Source organism: Flavobacterium sp. PL02, from assembly GCF_035013205.1.
Lineage (GTDB): Bacteria > Bacteroidota > Bacteroidia > Flavobacteriales > Flavobacteriaceae > Flavobacterium.
In genome coordinates this window covers 328706-350879 of sequence record NZ_JAYGJP010000004.1, presented here as the reverse complement: position 1 = coordinate 350879, position 22174 = coordinate 328706, and the positions used below count along the sequence as shown (strand labels likewise).

The 22174-nt window shown below is 32.1% G+C and carries 16 protein-coding genes; 1 reads left to right on the top strand and 15 read right to left on the bottom strand.

The window, feature by feature from the left end:
• Positions 1-364: 364 nt before the first annotated feature.
• The 15 genes from SHI72_RS14810 to SHI72_RS14740 form a co-directional block, all read right to left on the bottom strand.
• Positions 365-1522 carry a TIGR03364 family FAD-dependent oxidoreductase gene (locus SHI72_RS14810; protein ID WP_323490461.1) on the bottom strand — a complete coding sequence of 386 codons (1158 nt, stop codon included), beginning with the start codon at positions 1520-1522 and terminating at the stop codon, positions 365-367.
• A 40-nt stretch (positions 1523-1562) separates the two neighbouring features.
• Complete coding sequence (locus SHI72_RS14805) at positions 1563-2843, bottom strand: DUF5690 family protein (RefSeq protein ID WP_323490460.1); 1281 nt, start codon at positions 2841-2843, stop codon at positions 1563-1565.
• Positions 2844-3033: 190 nt separating this feature from the next.
• Positions 3034-5910: a TonB-dependent receptor gene (locus tag SHI72_RS14800; protein WP_323490459.1), complete on the bottom strand. Its 2877-nt coding sequence runs from the start codon at positions 5908-5910 to the stop codon at positions 3034-3036.
• Positions 5911-6267: 357 nt separating this feature from the next.
• Complete coding sequence (locus tag SHI72_RS14795; RefSeq protein ID WP_323490458.1) at positions 6268-6546, bottom strand: hypothetical protein; 279 nt, start codon at positions 6544-6546, stop codon at positions 6268-6270.
• Positions 6547-6852: 306 nt separating this feature from the next.
• Complete coding sequence (locus SHI72_RS14790) at positions 6853-8211, bottom strand: S41 family peptidase (RefSeq protein ID WP_323490457.1); 1359 nt, start codon at positions 8209-8211, stop codon at positions 6853-6855.
• A 41-nt stretch (positions 8212-8252) separates the two neighbouring features.
• The gene (locus tag SHI72_RS14785) at positions 8253-9041 is read right to left on the bottom strand and encodes a hypothetical protein (RefSeq protein ID WP_323490456.1); all 789 of its coding nucleotides are present in this window, start codon (positions 9039-9041) and stop codon (positions 8253-8255) included.
• Between the two features lie 60 nt (positions 9042-9101).
• Positions 9102-9953, bottom strand: a complete 852-nt coding sequence (locus tag SHI72_RS14780; protein ID WP_086894281.1) for a T9SS type A sorting domain-containing protein — start codon at positions 9951-9953, stop codon at positions 9102-9104.
• A gap of 72 nt (positions 9954-10025) precedes the next feature.
• A complete protein-coding gene (locus SHI72_RS14775; protein WP_323490455.1) occupies positions 10026-11327 on the bottom strand; it encodes a hypothetical protein in 1302 nt (433 codons plus the stop codon).
• 467 nt (positions 11328-11794) lie between these two features.
• Complete coding sequence (locus tag SHI72_RS14770; RefSeq protein WP_323490454.1) at positions 11795-13096, bottom strand: hypothetical protein; 1302 nt, start codon at positions 13094-13096, stop codon at positions 11795-11797.
• Between the two features lie 94 nt (positions 13097-13190).
• A complete protein-coding gene (locus SHI72_RS14765) occupies positions 13191-16418 on the bottom strand; it encodes a TonB-dependent receptor (protein ID WP_323490453.1) in 3228 nt (1075 codons plus the stop codon).
• Positions 16419-16592: 174 nt separating this feature from the next.
• Positions 16593-17441, bottom strand: a complete 849-nt coding sequence (locus SHI72_RS14760; RefSeq protein WP_323490452.1) for a FecR family protein — start codon at positions 17439-17441, stop codon at positions 16593-16595.
• Between the two features lie 335 nt (positions 17442-17776).
• Complete coding sequence (locus tag SHI72_RS14755) at positions 17777-18355, bottom strand: RNA polymerase sigma factor (RefSeq protein ID WP_323490451.1); 579 nt, start codon at positions 18353-18355, stop codon at positions 17777-17779.
• A 191-nt stretch (positions 18356-18546) separates the two neighbouring features.
• Positions 18547-19143, bottom strand: a complete 597-nt coding sequence (locus SHI72_RS14750; RefSeq protein WP_323490450.1) for a hypothetical protein — start codon at positions 19141-19143, stop codon at positions 18547-18549.
• Positions 19140-19763 (bottom strand): hypothetical protein, encoded by a 624-nt coding sequence (locus SHI72_RS14745; protein WP_323490449.1) that lies wholly within the window; start codon positions 19761-19763, stop codon positions 19140-19142. The genes SHI72_RS14750 and SHI72_RS14745 overlap by 4 nt, the downstream gene beginning before the upstream one ends.
• Positions 19764-19984: 221 nt before the next feature.
• Entirely contained in the window at positions 19985-21190 is a 1206-nt protein-coding gene (locus SHI72_RS14740) for an MFS transporter (RefSeq protein WP_323490448.1), read from the bottom strand.
• Positions 21191-21286: 96 nt separating this feature from the next.
• Between SHI72_RS14740 and SHI72_RS14735 the strand changes: the two genes are divergently transcribed.
• The gene (locus SHI72_RS14735; RefSeq protein ID WP_086894274.1) at positions 21287-22057 is read left to right on the top strand and encodes an AraC family transcriptional regulator; all 771 of its coding nucleotides are present in this window, start codon (positions 21287-21289) and stop codon (positions 22055-22057) included.
• Positions 22058-22174 lie beyond the last annotated feature (117 nt).

Below are 22174 nucleotides of genomic sequence, written 5' to 3'. Positions count from 1 at the left end.
CGGCTTTACTTTTGTAAATCCGTATCATCCGCGTTCCATTATAGACAATTCAAGTTTGCAATACTTAATTTTTCTTAATCTCTTAATGGTTCATTTTTTTATCTGTGCGATATTTTTTCTCGCAGATTATGCAGATTTTTAATATTTTCATCATTACAGATTAAGAAGCGAGACTTAATTTTTCTAATCTCTTAATGGTTCAATTTTTTTAAATCTGTGCGATATTTTTTCTCGCAGATTATGCAGATCAAGCAGATTTTTAATATTTTTAGCATTACAGATTAAAAAACAATACTTAATTTTTCTTAATTTCTTAATGGTTCAATCTTTTTAAAATCTGTGGTTATATTTTTCAATACAGAACTTAAGTATTAAAAATTTTATCGATATTGTGCTTTGCAAATCCTGCACTTCCTGTCATTCCTTTTCCTCCAATTCCTGTTATAATGTGGATGTTATTGCCAATCGTGTGTTCAAAAATATCTTTGGTTTTGCATTGAGAATACATTCCAAACCATCTGCTTTGGATTTCGTAAGTGGGTAAATCAATAATTTTTTTAGCTTCTTCAATCATAAAATTATCTATGTCCATATTCAAATCAAATCCTAGTGTATCTATCTCTTTTGCACTAGCATATTCATGTGAATCTCCTAGAATTACGGAGCCATCCATAGCTTGTTTAAATAAGATATGAACACCATATTTTTTCTCAAAACTATTAGGGTCTTCTTTAGCTTTGATTGCTTGATAGGAAGGACATTCCTCAAAAGATTCGTATCTTCTTATCGTTAATCCCGTTAAAATTGAGCCATCTAATTTATAATTGTTTTGAGGTTTTGTTTGCAACATCTGAAGTTTAGAAACTATCAAATCGCTATTATTATAAATTTCCGGATATAATATTTTAAAGTCACTTCCGTTACAAATAATGACTTTAGAAGCCTTATATTCTATTCCTAATGAAGTCGTTGCAACTACTTCATTAGTGTGATCCTCAGTAGCGACAACCGTAGTATTGGTGTATAAATCTAATCCTAAATGAGCTATCATATATTCATGAAGCTTATGAATCATTGTATTGGGCTCGACCGTAACTTCCTGAGGAAAAAACAAACCGCCTTTGCAATAATCAGAACGTAATCCTGGGTATTTAGATAAACATTGGCTTTTAGTCAGTAATTCTGATTCGTAATCATTGGCAGCGTTAATTTGGCACAACTCTTCTATAAGTTGCATTTCTTCCTCATTTGAAGCTAAATATACCGTTCCGTTTTGGCGTAGATTGATATCGAATTTATCCTGAATTTCGTTGTATATTTTTAGGCTTTCTTTACCGAAATTCTGCCATTTTCGGTCCATTCCCGATGGAACTACCTGACCAAAGTTTCTTACTGTTGCTCCTTCTGGTTTAGTGTTTTTTTCGAGTATAGCAACCGACATTCCTTTTCTCAAGGCATGATAGGCATGAAATGTGCCTAAAACCCCTGATCCTACTATGATTAAATCATATTTATCTTTCATGTGTGTTTGTTTTATTTTTATATAGATGTGCTGCTTTTATTTAAGAATATAAAGGAGCAACAATGATTTTGAATGTTTTTTTGAATTTGCGTTTAAAGTAATTATAGGACAATACCGTTGTTAATATTCCTATAAACGACAAGAGATAAATACAAGTGGTAAAAAAGCTAAGCAGAGAAATATCCTTGTTACCAAAATTTTTAAATAGCAAGACTAAGACGCTTCCTAAGTAGCCAAAAGCATCGGCTATATAAATCAAGAATCCTGCATTTCCCTTTATTTTATACGTTGCTATCATCCTTTCAAAAAATAAACCGTTGAAAGGAATGTAACACACATAAATCCCGAAACCTGATGCAATCATCCACGGTAATGGTGTTATCATATTTTTTTGGAATAAAAATGTAGTTACTCCAATAAGTAATGAACCTAAAAACAATACCAAATGATAATTTTTGAATGCTTTGTAGTTGTTTTTCATACTCCCTAAAAAGCCTAGAATCACAAGAACTGATATTGCAATGGGAATTTCTGAGTACATATAAATAGAAATACTTTCTTTATACCCCAAAGTATCCCATAATTCTCTGGCAAAATTATCTCTGAATTCCCGCATTGCAGTAAGCATTGCATAGAAAATTATTATAATAGTTAATGGAAAAGCAAATTGGTTGAATAATAAAATGCGCTCTTTTCTTTTTAATGGTTTTCGTTTAGAACGTAAGGCTAAATCCTCTGTTGTTGGATTTGGAATTTTTTCCAGAAAAAGAGAAAATATTATTAATGGAATAATAAAAATTAAGCCTGATACAAACGGCATCCAGAATTCATTACAACCCAAAACTTTCAGAACAAATAAACCCACAGATTTTGCTGCGCCAGAAGAAACTATAAAACTAGAACATAGTATAACGCCAAGTAATTCAGTTACTTTTCGACCTTCGATATAAGAGAAAACAATTCCCCAGATCATTCCTAATGGCAATCCGTTTATAAATAAAAACAAGATATTATATGGAGCTGGTGTTACTGCAAAGCCAAGTAATGCCAATTCAGATATTAGTATAAAACCAATAAGATAAAAGGTTCTTTTGGATGATTTTAATTCGGATATGATTTTAATTCCTAAAAATTTAGAACATGTATAACCTAAAACCTGTGCTAAAATAAGTAGTATTTTATAATCAATTCCCCAAAAGGATAAATTATCAAATGTTGCTACTGTAAAGGGTTTCCTGAACGCATACATACAAAAGTAGGTGCCAAAAGCTGCTATTGATGTCTTTAATATAAATCGAAAATTGGATGCTTTTTTTGACATTAGTTCATTGTTATTAGAGTAAGAAATGATAAAAAATATTTAAGATTTTTGACTAACGTTTTTTGATTGCAGATGTGTGAAATTCTATAAAATGAATATTCTTAATTATTTATTCATGCAAATTCAAAAAGCGTTAGTCAGTACTCAAAAATCTTTTAATTTAAAATCTCATTGGTTAACATAATGTTGTCTATAAATTATATTTAAGACCTAAATTGAATCTTGCACCATAGTATTCTACTTGTTTAGGTCTGTTTGGAGTTTCACCAAAATGATACATTAATGGCTCGTTTAAGATGTTGTTTACATCTGTAAAAAGAGTAAAATGTTCGCCAATTCTATAAGAAGCTGAGAAGTCTAGAGAATTGTATTTACCATAATAAATGTCGTTTATGTCTGTGTTTTTTGCATTGGCATCAAACCCAATTGCATACGCACCTTTATGATTAAATGCTGCTCTGGCATTAAAACCTCCTTTTTCGTAGAACAATTGTACATTGTATAACTCTTTGGCTTGGTATGGAGTCGAAACTTTTCTTCCGTTAGGATTATTTGTATTTTCTCCTAAAGTCATTTCAGAGTTCATTAATGTCGCATTTATCTGAGTTCCAAAATATTTTAAGAATCCAGGTAAGAAACTAAAACGTTTTGTGATTCCGAATTCGATTCCGCCAATCCACGCATTTCCACCATTTGTAGGAGAACTGATTTCTATATTAGGAATTCCATTTATTGTACCTTGATACGTATCATCAAAAATTGGATCGGTGATTGATTTGTAAAACACTCCAGCGTTGATTACCCCTACTTCATCCAGGAAATATTCTCCCAATAAATCAAAGTTCCAAGAATAGGTTGGATTTAAATTTGGGTTACCACCTGCATATTCACCATCAATTGTATTTAATGAACCTGCTGGCGAAATATCTCCAAAATTTGGTCTGGCAAATGTTCTTGTAGTTGCAAAACGAAGATTTAAATTCTCAATTGGAGTATATTTTAAATGAAGCATCGGAAGTACAGATGTATAACTTTTTGTGTTTTTAGCATCAACAACAACATTGTTTTCAACTGTTTTACCTGTAACTTGTGTAATGGTATTAGTTACTCGAACTCCTCCTAAAACTGTTAATTTATCAGATATTGAGTAAGTTGACATTGCGTATGCAGATGAAGTAGTTTCGCCTACATTAAAGTTTCTTCCTAATCCTTTTCCTAATTCTGGAATTTGAGAATCTGCAGGGTTTAAAACTAAATTACCTTGCGAAGAATTATATAAATTGTTCATTCCGTTGGCAGACAAAACCGGACCAAAACTATTTCCTATATTAGTTCCAATTTCTTTTCTTAAATAATCTGTTCCGCCAGGCTGATTAATTAAATCCTGACTATAGTCTGATAAAAATGGTGTTGGTGATCCTGTCCAATTGTAATATTCATCTCTAAAAGTTGCAATACGATCTTTGTCAGTTAGTTTTACACCAAATTTAATTTTAAGATCTTCATTAAAAATGTGCTCGTAGTTTGCAGCAGCAATAATATTATCTCTTTCCGTAATGGTAATTTTATATAATTCTAAAGTAGAAAACTTCATTTTTGTAGGGTCAGTTTTAAAATTTGGATCTGAATAGAAATCAAATATCGATTTTGGATTATTAGGATCCAGCATTCCTCCATCTGCTGCCCAATATGCTCTAGGCCCTCCTGCACCACCACTGGCTAGTGGTACTGTATTAAAGTATTCTGGTTTAACACCAACTCCAGTTTGATTGAACTGAATTAAAAAATAACTATTGTTTTCTGCAGTTGGTATGTTACCATATTTAAAACTATTTCTATAAGAAGCCAAACTCCAATCTAAATTTCCATTCGCCAACTGATGTTTTCCTCCTAAATCAATACCTATAAATTGTGTAATTAATTCATTGTGAATATCTTGTTGTTCAACAGTTAAAGCATTTGTAGCAGAGTTAAATTTATCAAATCTAATGCGGTGTTTGTAATGAGTTTCTTTATCAGAAAGTCCTCCATAAGTTGCTTTCAAGAATATTTTATCTCTGGATGATGGGTTAAATTCCATAGCACCATTTAAACCTGTAGTTTTTCTAACTCCTGTATAATCTCTTAATTCTAAGCGATAAACACCCTGATCTCCATTTCTTCTGGCTTCATAATTATCTGTAGCCCAGTTTCTGTCCCAATAAGTAGCGTTTATAATGTATCCGAATTTTCCATTTTTACTTTTATCACCAATAGTAAGCGAACCACTATAGATTCCTTTATCCGATTTTTGATTGTATCCACTGAAAATACTTACTTTAAATGTTTTTTTGGTTGGTGCAGTTTGTGTGGTAAAATTTACGCTTCCGCCAATGGCATCTCCATCCATATCGGGTGTGATTGCTTTTGTAGCTTCAACATAAGCGATAAGGTCTGATGGGAAAAAATCAAAAGCTGTAGCTCTGGAAGTAGTTTCTTCTTCGGCTGTTGGAATTCTGTTTCCGTTTATTGTAGTTGATGACCAAAAAGGTGGTAAACCTCTCACGGAAACGAAACGTCCTTCGCCCTGATCTTTTTCGATAGAAACTCCCGACATACGTTGTACAGTTTCGGCAGCATTACGATCTGGTAACTTTCCTATTCCATCAGCAGCAATTACATTTACGATACTCATGGATTTTTTTTGCATATTTAGCGCTCTTGCCTCGCTATTGCGAAGACTCATTCCGCTTACTACAACTTCATTTAATTCTTTTGAATTTGTCTTTAAAGAAATGATTCCTAAATTCAATCGCTGATTATCTTTTATTTCAATTTTAATAATTTTTACTTCATAACCTATATAAGAAATTTGCAATTCTAAGCTTCCAGATCTTACATCATTAATAGTAAACTCTCCGCTAAAATCGGTTGTAGCATTTTGTTTATTAGATAATGTAATAGTTGCTCCAGGCAATGGAGATTGTGCATCTGTAACCGTTCCGCTAATTGTTGCTTTTTGTGCAGTAATTTTTTGCGCTAGTAGTGTAATCGAAAAGATAATAAATACCTTATATATTGTTTTCATAATTCAAATGTTTACAAATATTAAATTTTACTATGCAAATAAACATTCAATTTTATAAATAGTAAAAAAAATGATTTTATCTAATTGTTAAAAAAATGAAAACTTAAAGCGTCTATTTTCTTAATTATTCGTTAAGAAATCTTGAATTATGGAGTGTTTACTGGGGATTATTCAATAATAACTTTATTGCTTAGTTTAAGAAATGTAGAATTATTGATAAGTTTGATAAAACAATTAAGCATAGGAAATCGCAAAAGTTGCATAGATGTAAACATTTGTTTCTTTTGGTTATATAAACAGTAAAGCCCGACAGTGATGTCAGGCTTTTGAATATTTTAGGAAATATTTCTAACTAAATTAATTCCTTTTTTGTACCTCAGGAACTAATCTTCGCATGCTTTTATTGATAATGCTGCGTACTGATTTCTTTTTGAACTCATAAGCTTTGGTGCATTTCTCGAGTTCAACATATAATAACTGAAACTTATCGTACAGCGCGTCAAGCTCTTCCATGGCTTTTCGCGTCTTTTCGTCTTCAGTTTCTTCGATTTTATTTTGGGATATCTTAGACAGATATTCAAATTTATGAAATGCTGTTAGCAAAATTCGATGCTCTCTTGAGTTTATTCCTTGCATAATATGGTAATCTAAATATTGATAAACGATATAATTGTTTTAGCTATATAAACCTTAACTATAAGTTTTTGCACACTTTGCTTAAATGGACTTATATAACTTACATGGTTAACCTTTTTTAACCATATAAGTCATTTAAGAAAATGTAAGTTTTGCATACTTCGCTTAAATAGACTTACATAACTTACATGGTTAACCTTTTTAAACCATATAAGTCATTTAAGAGAATATACGTTTTTGTACACTTCACTTAAATAGACTTACATCACTTATATGGTTGCTTTATTTTTTTTATAAAACTAGAATTTAAGGCGTAAACCGCAATAAGGGATCTATATCGGTATAAATTCTGGATGTAGGCAACAATCGCAATTTTGTGCTCTCTCTTTTGCTTACATTTCCCGATATTTTTCCTAATACTGCACTCAACAGAACTTCAGAACGGTTGCCTAAAGGAAAGACTTCGAGTTCTTGTAGTTCATCTGAATATATCAATGGGTTTATTCCCTTTGAATAATTACCTTCATGTTTAGCATTAAATAATTTATAGATTGAAGGATATAATACCCAACCTTTAGTTCCTGTAATTCGATTATCTTCTATAGGAAATCCCGCTACATCTTTACCAAAGGTTTTATCGCCAATGGTAATTACATCCATATACGGTTTCAGATTATTTATGATTAATTCTGAAGCAGATGCTGTACGATTTCCGCATAATATATATACTCTATTAATGAGAGGATGCGCATTTTGTAATGCTTCAAAACTTATTTTAGATTCATTACTTTCTAATGCCTGCTTAAAGGATTGATCTACATTACCTCCATTTTTATTTCCTTCAAATTTTATAAAAAGATCATTGGCACGAACATTTGGAGCTATGGCAATACTAAGTGCTGTTGCCGATGCGATATCTCCTCCTCCATTATATCGTAGATCCAGAACGAGTTCTGTTATTGATTTACTTTTTAGATCCTGAAAAATTTGCAAGATTTGTTGTGATTGTCCAACATCAAAATGTGGAATTTGAACATATCCTATTTTTATGTTTTTATCAGTAATTATTTGATATGATATAGGTTGTAAAAAAGTGAGCCCTGATGATAAAGTAACATCTTTTGTTTTAGAAAAACCTAATTGCACTGTATAAGAGTTTATACGTAAGCTTAATTGGGACGACGCTATCATGTTTGTATACATACGATCATAATTACCCTGATTAAGATCTGTCCCGTTTATCTGAGTAATAAGATTTCCTCTTTGCAGTCCGTTATTTTTGGCTGGAGAATCTTCTAATACGTATAATACAATACCATAGTATTTTCCCTCAAACTCAACAAAGCTTACATCAAAACCAAATTTTCTTCTTAGACTTTGAGGTGCTGTATCTGGTAATGCAGGATGTAATGCATAAGAAAAAATATCATCTTTCTGTAACAGTTTTGCGAAGTACTCTTTTGGAGCAGCCGACAAATCGCCTTGGGCTGGCATAGTTTCATTCCAGCGATAATATTTTTTCATTTGTTGGTACATCCATTCATTTACATATTCGTTGGTCCCTTCATTATAGACTTGCGTCGAATGATCATCTGGCGTACAGGAAATAAATAAACACCATAGAAAAAAAGATAAGTAGGTAATAAAAATAAAGGGGCGTTTCATATTTTATGCTTGAAATTTATAAGTGTAGGTTTATTTATTAACTATTTAAAAGTAAAAAAATCAACTAAATTTAAAGTTCCCTCTACTCCTGAAAATGCGCCGCTTGCATCTTTCTTTTCATCGAGTACAATTAATCGTGATTTATTTACCGACATAGTCATCATAACAGTAACTTTTTTTCCTGTAATGTAAGATTCTGTTGTGCCATGTTTTACTAGTTCCATTATGATTGTAGGTGGTGAACTAAAAGGAAACTCTATAAACGAACTAAATTTATCTTTATCAATATTCTCGACAACTCCCAGAACCTGGCCGTTAATTTTACGGATAATTCCGTCGAGCTTTCCTTCGTATCCACTATTCGAATATTTGTTTTTGGATGGGAAAATAAATTTAAAGCCACTATTACTTGGTTTGCTTAATACACCTGGTTTTATGGATGTAATTTTATCAATCCAAATGTTTTCTTTAGCAAAAAAAGAAAGTGTATCAATAGGTGTTTTAGAGTTAAAACGATACGTACATAATAACTCTTTTGTTACTTTATTTGTAATTTCTAAAGTCTTCTCAGCGTTTCCGTAATAAACAAATTCATACTCTTTTTCGATTTTTTTTGCAAAGGCAGTTTTTTTATCCTTCCCTATTTCAATCAGTTTACCATTTGCAGTTATCTGAATGGAATCTGCTAAAGCGCTATAACCTACTATAACTACTTTTCCTGGTTGGTTGGTTTCATTGCTATAATAAGGTGTTAGCTCATCATTGGCACAAGATCCAAAAAAAGCCATTGTAATCGTAAAAAATAATGCTCTTGTTACTGTATTCTTCATATTTGTTTTTTTATTGTAGAAACTCTGTTTATCTGAAAAGCGCGAAAACTTTCTCTAATATTATTTTTTAATGAATTTTAATTTTTTAGAAATGTTATTGTTGGTTACTAAAAGAAAATATACGCCTTGTGATAAATTATCTACTGCTATACCTTCTTCTTTATATGCAGATGCTGCAACTAACATTCCGCTTGTATTGTAAATTTTTAAAGTTGTTTTTTCAGTCTTAAATTCTTCTCCTAATTCTAATTGTAAATTTCCTTCAACTGGATTTTGTTTTAATTTGCAAACCTGTGCTTTTAATTCTGATTCATCTACACCTAGCAATGATTCTGCTGTAACCGAAATTTTATCGATTTCATAACCTATAAAACCAGTTGTTGTGTTATTCCCTAAAGCAATATATACTGCTGGTTTACCAGAAAATTGTGAAATATCAACAATATAATCTTTAAATACAGCATCATCAGGGTTTGCTCTTTCTAATGTAACTGTTCCTAAGAGTGCAAATGAAGCTGGATCAGGAGATGTAGATCCATATACAAATAAATCCTGATTGCCATCATAAATACTAGTTTGTGCATTTAGTATCAGGTTAATTTTTCCTGAGTAAAAAGAGATATCCAAAAGAGGTGATATTGCTAAATTATCTTCTAAGTTTTCTAATTGTGCTCCAGTTGCAAAATCGATATTATAAGTTGCTAAAACATCAATAGTGCCATCTACTCCACCTAAAGCATTATCCCATTTTAAATTTTTTTTGGCGTTCCAATTGCTTCCATTTCCGTCTTTGTCCAATAAAGTCCAGTCTGAAGCATCGGCATCATCAAAATCATCTTCCCAAATTGTATATTGAGCAAATGATGTTCCTGTAACCATGATAAGTAATAATAAAAGTAGATTTTTTTTCATTTTTTTAGTTTTTTAAAAACATGGGCAGCTTAGTACTGCCCATGTAGAATTTTAATAATTAACCTAATGCAATTAAAAATTTGTAAACTTTGTCCAAGTTCCAGTCCAGTTAGATTCAGTTTTGAATGCACCTGTAGTACCTGTAAAGTTTAACGCTCCATCATTAAAGAATGGTTGGCTAAGAGCCCATTTTGTAGCTGGATCTGCTATAGAAGTACTTGTACCTGCACCAGTAATAGTTGTTCCTACTGGTAATAATGGGTTATCAAATCCGTGGATTGATATTCTTAAGTATGAAGAACCAGTTGGAACTGAAGGAGATTCCCAGTTGATACCTCTGTTGTATCCTGTAACTGTAACATCTGTAAGGCTGATGTTACCTGCTCTACGTACGTGAATAGCGTTTTCATATAAATCTGCTACTGTATTTGAGCTAACTCCGATAATTGATAATTGAGAAATAACAGGACGTGTAATAATTGTAGTAACAGTTCCTGTTGCATTATTGTCTAATTCTATACCATTAGAATCTGGTTTTCCTCCGCTTAAACTGTGAGTTGAATTACTATCTGCAATTGCAATTGCTTTTGTGATCTTTCCAGTGTAACCAAAATCGAAATCGAAGTTGTCATCATCTGGTGCAAATGAAACTAAGTGACTAGCATCTACTTTACCACCAAAGAATTCAAATGAATCATCTTTACCGTATGATACCTGGATGTGATCAACTACAGTTCCGCTACCTACTCCTGCAAGTGTAAGACCATTAATTTCAACATCAGTATCTAAGATACGTCCTGCAAATTCGATACGTACATAGTTTAATGCTCCTGCACTATGAGCATTATTTGTACCTCCATAATAGAATTCAGTAAAATTAGGCTGATCATCTAATCCTTCAACGATATTAGTAACTGAACCAGTGTTAACTTCTGCATCTCCTAAAAGTACTATACCTCCAAAATCTCCAGGAGCTGCTCCTGTATTTGCGTTACCATCTAATAAATTATAACTTGTAAAAATTACCGGAGCAGTTGCAGTTCCCTGCGCATCTATTTGTCCCGTTTTTGTAATTACAAGAACTCCTGTAGCTACACCAGCAGCAAGTGGCTTAGCTTTAATATAAGTACCTGGCTGAATAGTAAGTTTAGCACCGCCCTTTACAGTAATAACTCCATCAATTTCCCATACTCTATCGTTTGTCCAGGTAGTATTGGTTGTTATAGCACCACTTACCGTTTGAACTGCTGCTGGATACCCTGTGTAATCTGCTCCAGAAGCTTTCATAGAAAAAGAAGAATCTGTAGATGAATCATCATTTTGGCAAGAGCTCACAACTAGAGCTACCATTGCGAATAGAAAAAATTTTTTCATAAATAATTTAATTATTGCTATATTTGCCGCTATTACAATCTAGGCCTTTGGAGAGAGCAGCAAAATATCTTTCCTCAGGTCTTTCTCTTTTTTGGTAAAGATTTTTTTATAATTTCCCCGCTTTACCATCGGATTTTGTACCTACTATTTCCATCTTTTGCTCTTAGGATTTTTTACCGCAACAAAAGGTTATCTTTTCATTCTTTTAAAAATTTTATTGTTTAAAATTCTAAAAGACCATATAAAGTATTTCGTCATTTTTTTGCTTAATGCATTAAAACAAAAATCAAATTCAATACTTACAACTACTTATATTAGATTTTGAAAAACCAAAATATCATGCCTGATTTTATTGTTAACGGTTTCTTAATATTCAGAAATTTTAATGTGCTGTTATACTTTAGGTTAAAATATGTAATTGATTATTAATGTGTATTTTAATAATTATTATAAGTTGATTATTGAAATTAAAAGTTTATAAACTTGGTCCAAGTGTTTGTCCAGACAGCTTCTGTTTTAAATGCACCTGTTGCGCCTGCAAAATTTAATGTTCCATTGTTAAAGAAAGGCTGTAGAAGGTTCCATTTTGTAGCTGGATCTACTACAGAAGTACTAGAACCTATGCCTGTAATAGTTGTTCCAACTGGCAATATTGGGTTATCAAATCCGTGGATAGAAATTCTTAAATAAGAAGAATTGCTAGGAACCGAAGGAGATTCCCAGTTAATACCTCTGTTGTATCCTGTAACGGTAACATCTGTAAGGCTTATGTTACCCGCTCTACGTACGTGAATAGCATTTTCGTACAAATCTGCTACTGTATTAGAGCTAACTCCAATAATAGACATTTGTGAAATAACCGGACGTGTAATAAGTGCTGTTGCTTGTCCATTTGGGTTGTTATCTAATTCGATTCCATTAGAATCAGGTTTTCCTCCGCTTAAACTGTGAGTTGAATTACTGTCAGCAATTGCAATAGCTTTTGTAATAGTTCCTCTATATCCTAAATTAAAATCAAAATTATCATCATCTGGAGCAAAAGATACCAAATGGCTTGCATTAACCGTTCCTCCAAAAAACTCTATAGAATCATCTTTAGAATAAGATACCTGAACATGATCTACTATAGTACTGCTACCTACCCCTGCAAATGTTAATGCGCTTAATCCGTAATTTGAATCTATAAGCCTTCCTGCAAATTCGATTCGTACATAATGTAAAGCTCCTGAATTATGAGTATCATTGGCTCCTCCATAATAAAAATCAGACCAAGTAGGTTGGTCATCTAATCCTTCGACAGCATTTGTAGTAGAGAAAGTATTAATTCTTGCATCTCCTAATATTGCTACACCTCCAAAATCCCCAGGAACTGCTACAGTATTGGCGTTGCCATCTAATAAATTATAACTTGTAAAAATTACTGGAGCAGTTGCAGTTCCCTGTACATCAATCTTTCCCGTTTTAGTAATGACAAGCACTCCTGTTGCTACATAACTTCCTAAATATTTTGCTTTAATAAATGTGCCTGCCTGAATGGTTAGGGTTGCTCCATTTTTTACAGTAACAATTCCGCTAATTTCCCATACTCTGTCGTTTGTCCAGGTAGTATTGGTTGTAATTGCGCCACTTACAGTTTGCACCGTTGCTGGATATCCTGTGTAATCTGCTCCAGAAGCTTTCATAGAAAAAGAGGAGTCAACAGCATCATCATTGTTTTGGCAAGAGCTCACCGATAGAGCTATCATTGCGCATAGAAGTAATTTTTTCATAAAAGTATATTTATTAGATATTTGCCGCTCTTAAGAAGAAACCTTAGAAAGAGCAGCAAAATATCTTTCCTTAGTTTTTTGATAAAAATCTCACTTAAAACGAATAATTAACTGATACACTTATAGTTCTACCGCTCCAAGCTTTAAACATAACCTGATCTATGTCTTCATCATATTTTTTACTAGCATTGGCTCCTAATGAAAATTGGCTTCTAGGATTACTCCCCATCGAAAAATCTTCAAGATGTGAATAGCTATTAGCATTATTATAGGTTTGAATACCAGCATCAAACATGTTTTTTATACTGCATTTTAATTCCAGATTTTTTTCTTTAAAAAACTTATAACTTACCTGAGCATCAGTTACAGCATAAGGCATTCTGATTTCTTCTCTGGAATATTCAAATCCTACCAAAATATATTGGTCACCAATTCCATTTTGCCTCACACTAAATCCCATGCGGTCTCCTATATAGTCTAATCCTAAATTATAGGTATAAGGTGATTGTCCGTAAAGCGGTCTGTTAGCCTCATAAAGTCCACCCTCACCATCTATACGTACGTATGATGTTACTTTTGTATCATTAATAGAAACATTTCCTGAAACGAATAATTTTTCTAAAATTGGTCCTTCTCCTAAAAAAGTAAGATTTTTATAAAATTCCGCTTCTATCCCCCACAGTTTGGCGTTATAAGAATTAAGATTATAAATAATACCTGAGTTTCCGTTTACAGTACCAATAGCTTCTATAGGATCCTTAATATCTTTATGATAAACTCCAAAAGACAAAATTTCACCACCTGATGGAAACCATTCTAATTTTAAATCATAATTATTAGATACACTAGAAATCATTCCTCCAGACCAGTTTAGAATTTTGGCGTTACGAATGGGATCATAATACGGAGTACCTACTCGTTCCGAAAATTGAGGACGTAATACAGATCTATTATATCCAACTCTAACATTCATTTTATTGGTTGGACTAATTGTTAAACTAGCGGATGGTAAAAATTGCCACTTTTTGTCTTCTTTTATGAATGAAAAAACGCCAGAACCTTCAAACTGATTCGATGTTTCGCTATAAATATAACTTTCGGCTCTTGCTCCCCAAACGAGTCTTACAAAACGACCAATTTTATTATCGAGCATTAAAAAAGGGGAATGTACTTTTACATCTCCTTCATATTTATCTCCATATTTTCCGTAATCATCCCAGCCAAAACCACCATAATAATATTGCGAACCATTCAAAAATTCTGAAAGCGGCATATAAATTTCAGCTGTTTCACTCTTTTGTCCAACAGTTATAAGTTTAGCCGATCTTTGCTGATTTGTAGCTGTTTTATATGTTCCGAAATAACCTGCTTTAATATCATTTTTGCTTACTTCACCTAAATCAAAAGAATAATTTAAATTAATAGCCCAGTTATAATCCGTTTCATCATTAGAATAATTGTCCCTGCTAAATGGTAATCTATTTCCGCTGTTGTAGACTGTATTATAAGCCAATACATCGTCTCCTACTTTTTTATATGAGGTTTGTAGAAAAGTAGCATCTTTTGTGTCTTTTGTGATATTACTATAACTAGTATACCAATTAATCTCAAGTTGATCAAAACGATGATTTCCCTCAATTTTATTTTGAATAAAAGTTGTATAAATAGGATAATTAGTTTCAATTGTTGTTGGAAGATCACTACCGTCTATAATTCCGGTAATAGTATTCCCTTTTTCCCAACCCGTAATTTGAGTCAATTGATTGTTATAGATATGCATTGCGGTGTTACGAGTAGTAATTTTATGTTTACCTAGCTGAATAGCAGCATTAAACATTCCCCCCAAAGTAGAATTATAATTATAATTTGCACCTGAGTTATTAAATCCATATTTTTCAAAAATCGAATATGCTCTTCCTCCTTCTCCTTCTTGTGCAAATCTTGAGTTTTCAATAAATCTTCCTCTTTGTGTATGTTCGATGTCTATTTTTTCTTGTGTATTCTTGAAAAGTATGGATCCCACAAATCCCCATTTATTGTTATTTTTTAAATTATATGATCGCCCCAATGCAAATTGTAATGTAGTTCCTGGTGCACCATACGTTTTATAGGTAGAAAAATTATCTTCTGTAAATTTTTTAGACTGTTCTATAAATGGGCCGGAGGTTGCTTCACTAGTTGGTGGCTCTAGAGGTAACATATTAGGATAATCACGTCTTCCGTCATCAAAACCTAGGTAATCGTAATCTCCTTCTTGTTTGGTAAGTCTTTCTTTAAAAGCACTTCGGCTGTTATACGATGTACTTACCGAAAAACTTGTAAAATCTTCTTTAGGAATATCCTTTGTTTTTATCTCAACATATCCTCCTGCAAAATTAGCGTACATATCTGGCGTTGCCGACTTACTAACTACTATACTTTCTACCATAGCAGTCGGGATAATATCAAAAGAGAAGTTTTGTTGGTATGCATCTGTACTTGGCAACGTGATTCCGTCCATTACAGCTTGGTTCCAACGTTCTCCCATAGAACGAACTACAACATATTTATTATCAATTGTTGTTACGCCCGTGATACGTTTAAGCGCACTACCAACATCTTTGTCTGGTGTTCTTGCGATTTGTTCTGCTGAAATTCCATCAGAAAATTGTGCTGCTTTTTTTTGCTGTATTAGCATGCCCTGAACAGATGCTGTTGCTTGTTTATAATTCTGAATAATAATTACTTCATTAAGCGATTGCGCATCTTCTTTTAATGAAACTACTAAAGGAGTTTCGCCGCCTTCAAGCACTTTTACGCCAGTAATTTTTTGTGTTTGAAACGAAATGGCGCTAATCTCAATAGTATATTCGCCAGGCTCTAATTCTAAAACATAATTACCATCAATATCCGATTGTGCTCCCAAACTCAGTTGGGTTACTTTTATATTTACTCCGGGTAATGAAAGGCCATTTACATCGACAACTTTACCTACGATTTTGCCCTTCTTTTTTTTTTTGCCCGAATCTTTACTATTTACAGCTATATTATTTTCATTTCTTCTGAAATTTAAATTTGTCTGATTTTGTAAATCATTTAAAATTTCATCAATTGTAACATTTTCTTTTTTTAGTGTAACCAGAGGTAAACTTAGATCCAAATCTTTTTGATAAATAAATTGATACGGAGTTCTGGATTTTAAATTATCAATAATTTTTTGTGGTGTAGAGTTTTTAAAATCAACCGAAACTGTTCCGGTTTGTGAGTAAATAATGTTTGTTCCGAAGAATAATCCGAAAAACAAAATCCAAAAGGCAAATTGCCTGGAGTAATCATTGTTCATAATTGATAATTGTTAGTTTGTTATTGGTATTTATTTTAATATGAGATTTATGGTTAATATTTTTATAAAATTTTAATAGCTTCCCAGCAGCTAGCCATTAAATCATTTTTCTTATTGATTTAATACTGCTGAATTCTTTCTGTCAAAGTCTGTTTAAAAAAACTGTAGAACGGATTATCTACTTATGAGATAGGTGTCTTTGCCAGTTGTTCTTATTTTAATTTCCAGAGCAAACGCTACAGTTTGAAGCATTTCATAAAACCCTTGTCTAGTATCGAGGGTTCCCTGTATTTTAAGGTCTTTTATATTTTCCTCTAGATAGTCAACCGTAAAAGAATGGTCAAGTTTTAGTTTCTCTATAACTTGTGCGAGAGTTAACCCATCTACATAAATTAAAACCTTTTTCCATTCAGGCTCAAGCAAAGTAGTTTTTTGCTTTTCAATTTTTGCATCAGCATTATTATAAATAGCCTTATCCCCTTTTACCAAGAAAACTACATCCTGATTACTTTCTACTTTTACTTTACCAGTTCTTACATTTACTTGAGGTTCTTTGTTAGCATAAGAACTAATATTAAATGATGTACCTAAAACAGTCGTTTTTATAGCTCCCGATGTAATTACAAAAGGTCGTGATACATCTCTTTTAACTTCAAAGAAAGCTTCACCAGTTAATTTTACTGCTCTTTCATTTTTAGCAAACTCTGTTGGATATTCTATTAGAGTATTTTGATTTAGCCATACACGTGTTCCATCAGGTAAACTTATCAGGCGTATATCTTTGTTAAATGTTTTTGTTGAAGTAATTGCTACTGTAGCATTATGCGATGAAGTAAAAACCTGATATCCACTAAAAGACAAAATTATTACTGCACACGCTGCTGCAACCCAATTATAAAAGCTTTTGTATTTATTAATTGTAACGCTCTGAATGTTATCCCACATTCGGGATGCAATTTGGTCAGGAAGAATACCTCTATTAGGTATTGCGTTCCATTCTTCTTTTAATTTTTTAGATCTCATTACAATTAAGTTTACTATTGAAAATTATACATGAATTTTATCAATTCAATTACATTAGATTCCTAGTCGGGCAAATATCATGGGGCGATATTACTATTAACGTTTTCTTAATCTAAGTAACCATTTGAGGAGGATTTTTTTTGAAGTGATAAACCAAAAATAGCTTAGCCAAAAAGAAAAAAGAGAGAGTAACGAGCTACTGTAATGTCATTAAGTTAAGAGATTTGAGATTGAAGATTAGCCATTGAAGATTCAGTGTTGCAGATAGTAAGATTATCCAATTTTTTGAGGTTTCAGAGTTCTGAAATCAAAAATTGTTAATTGAAAACCACCAATCAATTTATCAAGCTTGGCTGACTTATAAAAAATAATGCAAACCAGTATAATTCATGATTATGTACTGAATTCTTTTTAAGAAATTGTAAGGTCTTTGAGATTTGGTTAGCAACCGCGCTTGGCGACATATCCATCTCTACGGCTATTTCTTTATAACTAAGATCTTCAAATTTATGTAGATTGAAGATTTTCCTTCTTTTTGGAGGGATTTTATTCAGGAGGTATTCTATTTTTTCTAGCTTAGAACTTATATCATCTTCCGTTTCAGATGCGCTATCGAGTTCTTTAATTAACTGGTCATTTTCTACAGAAAAGATTCTGTTTTGTTTTTTATACCATTTCGATATCTCTTGTTTTGAACTTTTAAACAAAATAGCTTCTAAGCTTACATTTGGGTCCAATTTGGCTCTATATTTCCAAAGGTGAATAAATACATTTTGTGTCACATCTTCAGAATCTGCGAGCTGCGACGTATATTTTTTTATAAAACAAAAAACTTTATAATGATATAGATCATAAATTTCTTTGAAGCAGGAATCATCTCCCTCTCTTAACCTTATTACTAAATTAGAACTCATATTGTAATTTTAAATCGTTAAAGAAGACCCTTACAAAAGTAAGATTAAACCTTTATCAATATTTTTGTGGTTTAGTCATTTAATAATTTATTAATATTACGCTATGTCTGTTTTATAGATTTACGCTGAATTATTTACAGGAACTATCACAATAAAAAAAGCCATCTTTTTAGGATGACTCTTTATATAGTTTAATTGAAAGATATATAGGATGAAGAAGGGAGCGGAAATATATCTTTGTCTAAAATGATACTAGCATTAAACAGAGATACTAATTTACTGGCATTAAGCGTTGTGCCTAATTGGGAATCATCCAGGTGATTAAATATTACTTCAAGAAAATTACAAAGTCCTAATACTTTTATTATAGCGGAACGATTCTCACTTTGAAACCCCATTTCTATAATCAAAGCAAAATAAGATTCCCATAATTTTTCTTTATTTTCCAGATAAGAATCACTTTTTAGATATATTAAAAAATCATTTACATTAGTATTAAAAAACACACAGGTTTGTTCTACTATTTGGGTGAAATTTTTATCTTTATTTAAGATGTTATAAAATGATTTGAATTTATTAATATTTCCTTGTAAGTCGCTAGGATTAGATACATATTGTAATTCATAAGGAGCAATTCCGTCAATATAAGCAATAGCTTCATTTTGTATTTGTTCCCTATGTCCTCTTATTTTTAACGATGCTAATTTCGCTAGGAAAGAAAAACTGGCGGAGTCTTTAGTAAAAGGTTTGTACTGAAAAAAATCTAATGTTTTTATTTCTCTATTCATTGTTTATTTATGTTTTCTAAACTAAAATTGAATGCTGGCGAGTGATTACCAGGTCCTCCACCTGTCATTACAATATCTGCACTAGTTATACCAAATAAATTTATTTGTGAATTAATCTGTGAGATTATAGCAGAGTCTAATACATCTCCTTCTTCTATTTCAGGAACAACACCTATAAAAAGTCTTGGGTAAAATTCAAAAACTGCTTTTTCTCCAGGAGCTAGGTTTGTTTTTGTAGCAATTAATCTATTGTTTCTGTAGCAGTTTGCGTTGATTATTCCAGACGGAAGCGCGTTTTTTACTTCTATCTGGCTAAGATTAGTAGCTGGTTTTGATGCAATTCTCAGTACACTGCCAGCGTTATCCTTGACCATTTCATACGCTGTTCCTTCATAAGTATAAAGCATTGGGGTAAAATTGCCGTATGAATCACAAGTAGCTACTTCATACCCCATTGAAAATGCAAAAGGATGGTTGTCTAGTCTGCTACTATTTTCTATTACCTTCCAGGCAATAGCACTTTTTTCAAATTCCTGAGCAACATTTTGTTGAAAAATAATGACATTGTTGTTATTTGCGTCATTAGATTTGTTGATGAAATTCAATTTAATTTTGTCCATTATCATAATAATTTGGGGGTTGAACTTTACTTTTTTACTTACCCTAATAATATTTGGTTTATGGATTTTTAATTTAAATACAATTTAAAACGAAAATTTAAATATCAATACCGTATTTATACCTATTTTGAAAATGTTAAATTCATACAAATAAGGATGATTATATACATAAAAAAAACAGGCAATTACGCCTGTTTTAAACTTAAATATGTAGGTTAAGACTACTTTATAAGATGGTTTCTTGCCGCCTTAAGCCCTACAAAAAACATTATAACTATCATTATTAAAAGAAAGTATAAAGATAAATTCCATGTCTCACCGTATTCATATAAACTACCAAATATGGGAGGTCCAAATGCAGCCAATAAATAACCTACCGATTGTGCCATACCAGATATTCTTGTAGCAGTGTGACTATCTGCAGTACGAAGAACAAAAAACATCATTGATAGACTAAAAGATAATCCTGAAGATATTCCGAAAAGGATAACTGCAGTATAGATATATTGTAATTGAAAGAATAGTATAAGCAAGACACTAATAAACATTCCAGCAGCAACAACAAAAATTAAGCTTTTCTGGTTAGTAAGTTTAGATGCAATAATTGGCCCAAGGAAAGTTAAGGGTAACATCGCCATTTGCATAAAAGACAAAACCCATCCACTTTCTTCTTTTACCATGCCAAAACCCTGTAACAACATCGGAAGCCAGGTTACAAGAGAATAATACATTAATGATTGAAGTCCCATGAATATACTAATTTGCCATGCCAATGGTGATTTAAATATATTTAGATTGCTCTTTACTATTCCTGTCTCTTCAATGTTTTTTGTTCTTTTTAATACGATTGGTAACCATATTAAAAAAGAAAATACAGCAATCCAAATCCAGATTCCTAAAGAGCCTTTCCAGCCAAGACCGCTTAATTTACCAATTGCTATACTAAACCCAGATGCTAGAGCTGCAGTAAGATTCATTGATACAGAATAGAAACCGATAACCATTCCGGATTTATTAGGAAATGTTTTTTTTATATATCCTGGCACTAAAACATTTCCGATGCAAATTGCAATACCAAGTATGGCAGATCCTAGAAATAGTGTTACTACCGTACCCATTATTCTTATATATAATCCTGCGATTAAAAGTGCAATCGAAAAAAGTAGAAATTTCTCCAGACTCAGTTTTTTAGATAATTGCCCAACAAGAATAGATAAGAATGCAAATGCCATTAATGGAATGGTTGTAAGGAATCCAGCCTCACTATTTGAAAGATTTAATGATTTACTAATCTCGGTTAATACAGGTCCTAGTGCTGTTAATGGCGCTCGCAATGTGGAGGCAACAAATAATATTCCGATAAATGGTAGTACGATTCCGAAACAAAACCCTGTCTTACTTTTCCAGTCTTTTTTATGCTTATTCATAATATTTTTTTTCTGCTGCAAATTTACCATGCGTATTATAATTAAATTTGCCATATATTTAATCTAAAACGACAAAAGAAAATTATATAATGCATTATGAAGAACCATGAATTAGTAGATCGTATTGCCAAAAAAGCTTACGTTTGGTTTGAAGATAATTGGATACATGACTCCAATGAGCATTCTCATAATAGGGCGCAACTTGTTTATGTAGAGAAAGGTTTTCAATACTTGCATGTGGCTGGGCGTATCTATCTCTTGCCTCAAAATCATGCTGCATGGATTCCCTCTAACCTATCACACAGAACAACTGCAGTTTCTGAAGATATAAATTTGAGAACCATTTTTTATTCCATTAATGAGGAAGATAATTTTTATGATAAGCTAAGAATTTTTTCTGTTCCTCCAGTACTTCGGGAGATGATATCTTATTGCGTAAAATGGAGTAAAAAAGAAGAATATTCGATTGAAGAGGAAGCTTTTCTGAATGCCATTTTTGTAGAGTTGCCTAGCTTTTTTAAAGGCGCAATAACTTTAAATATCGTTATCCCAAACGATGAGCGATTGTTACAAATAAGCAATTTTATTCTGGATAATATGGCAAATTATATACATATAAGTACCATTGCCGAAAACAACAATATGTCTTTGCGATCCTTAGAACGAATATTTAAGAAAGAAACAACAATTACAATTTCTAAGTATATTCAATTGGTACGCATTATAAAAGGCATCGAGTTTTTAAGTACTGGGAAATATACCGTTTCTCAAGTTGCTTATCTCGTGGGTTACAAAAGTATACAAGCATTTAGTACTAGTTTTTTTCAGATACTCAACAAAAGGCCTAATGAATTCTTAGGGTCTTGAAAATCAGTATGATTTAAAATATCTGATTCTGTCACGAGATGATTTTGCTGCTTTAAAAAAATAATTTACCTTTAAGTTTTATGAAGAGTGAATTTATTTATTCATACCAAAAAATCC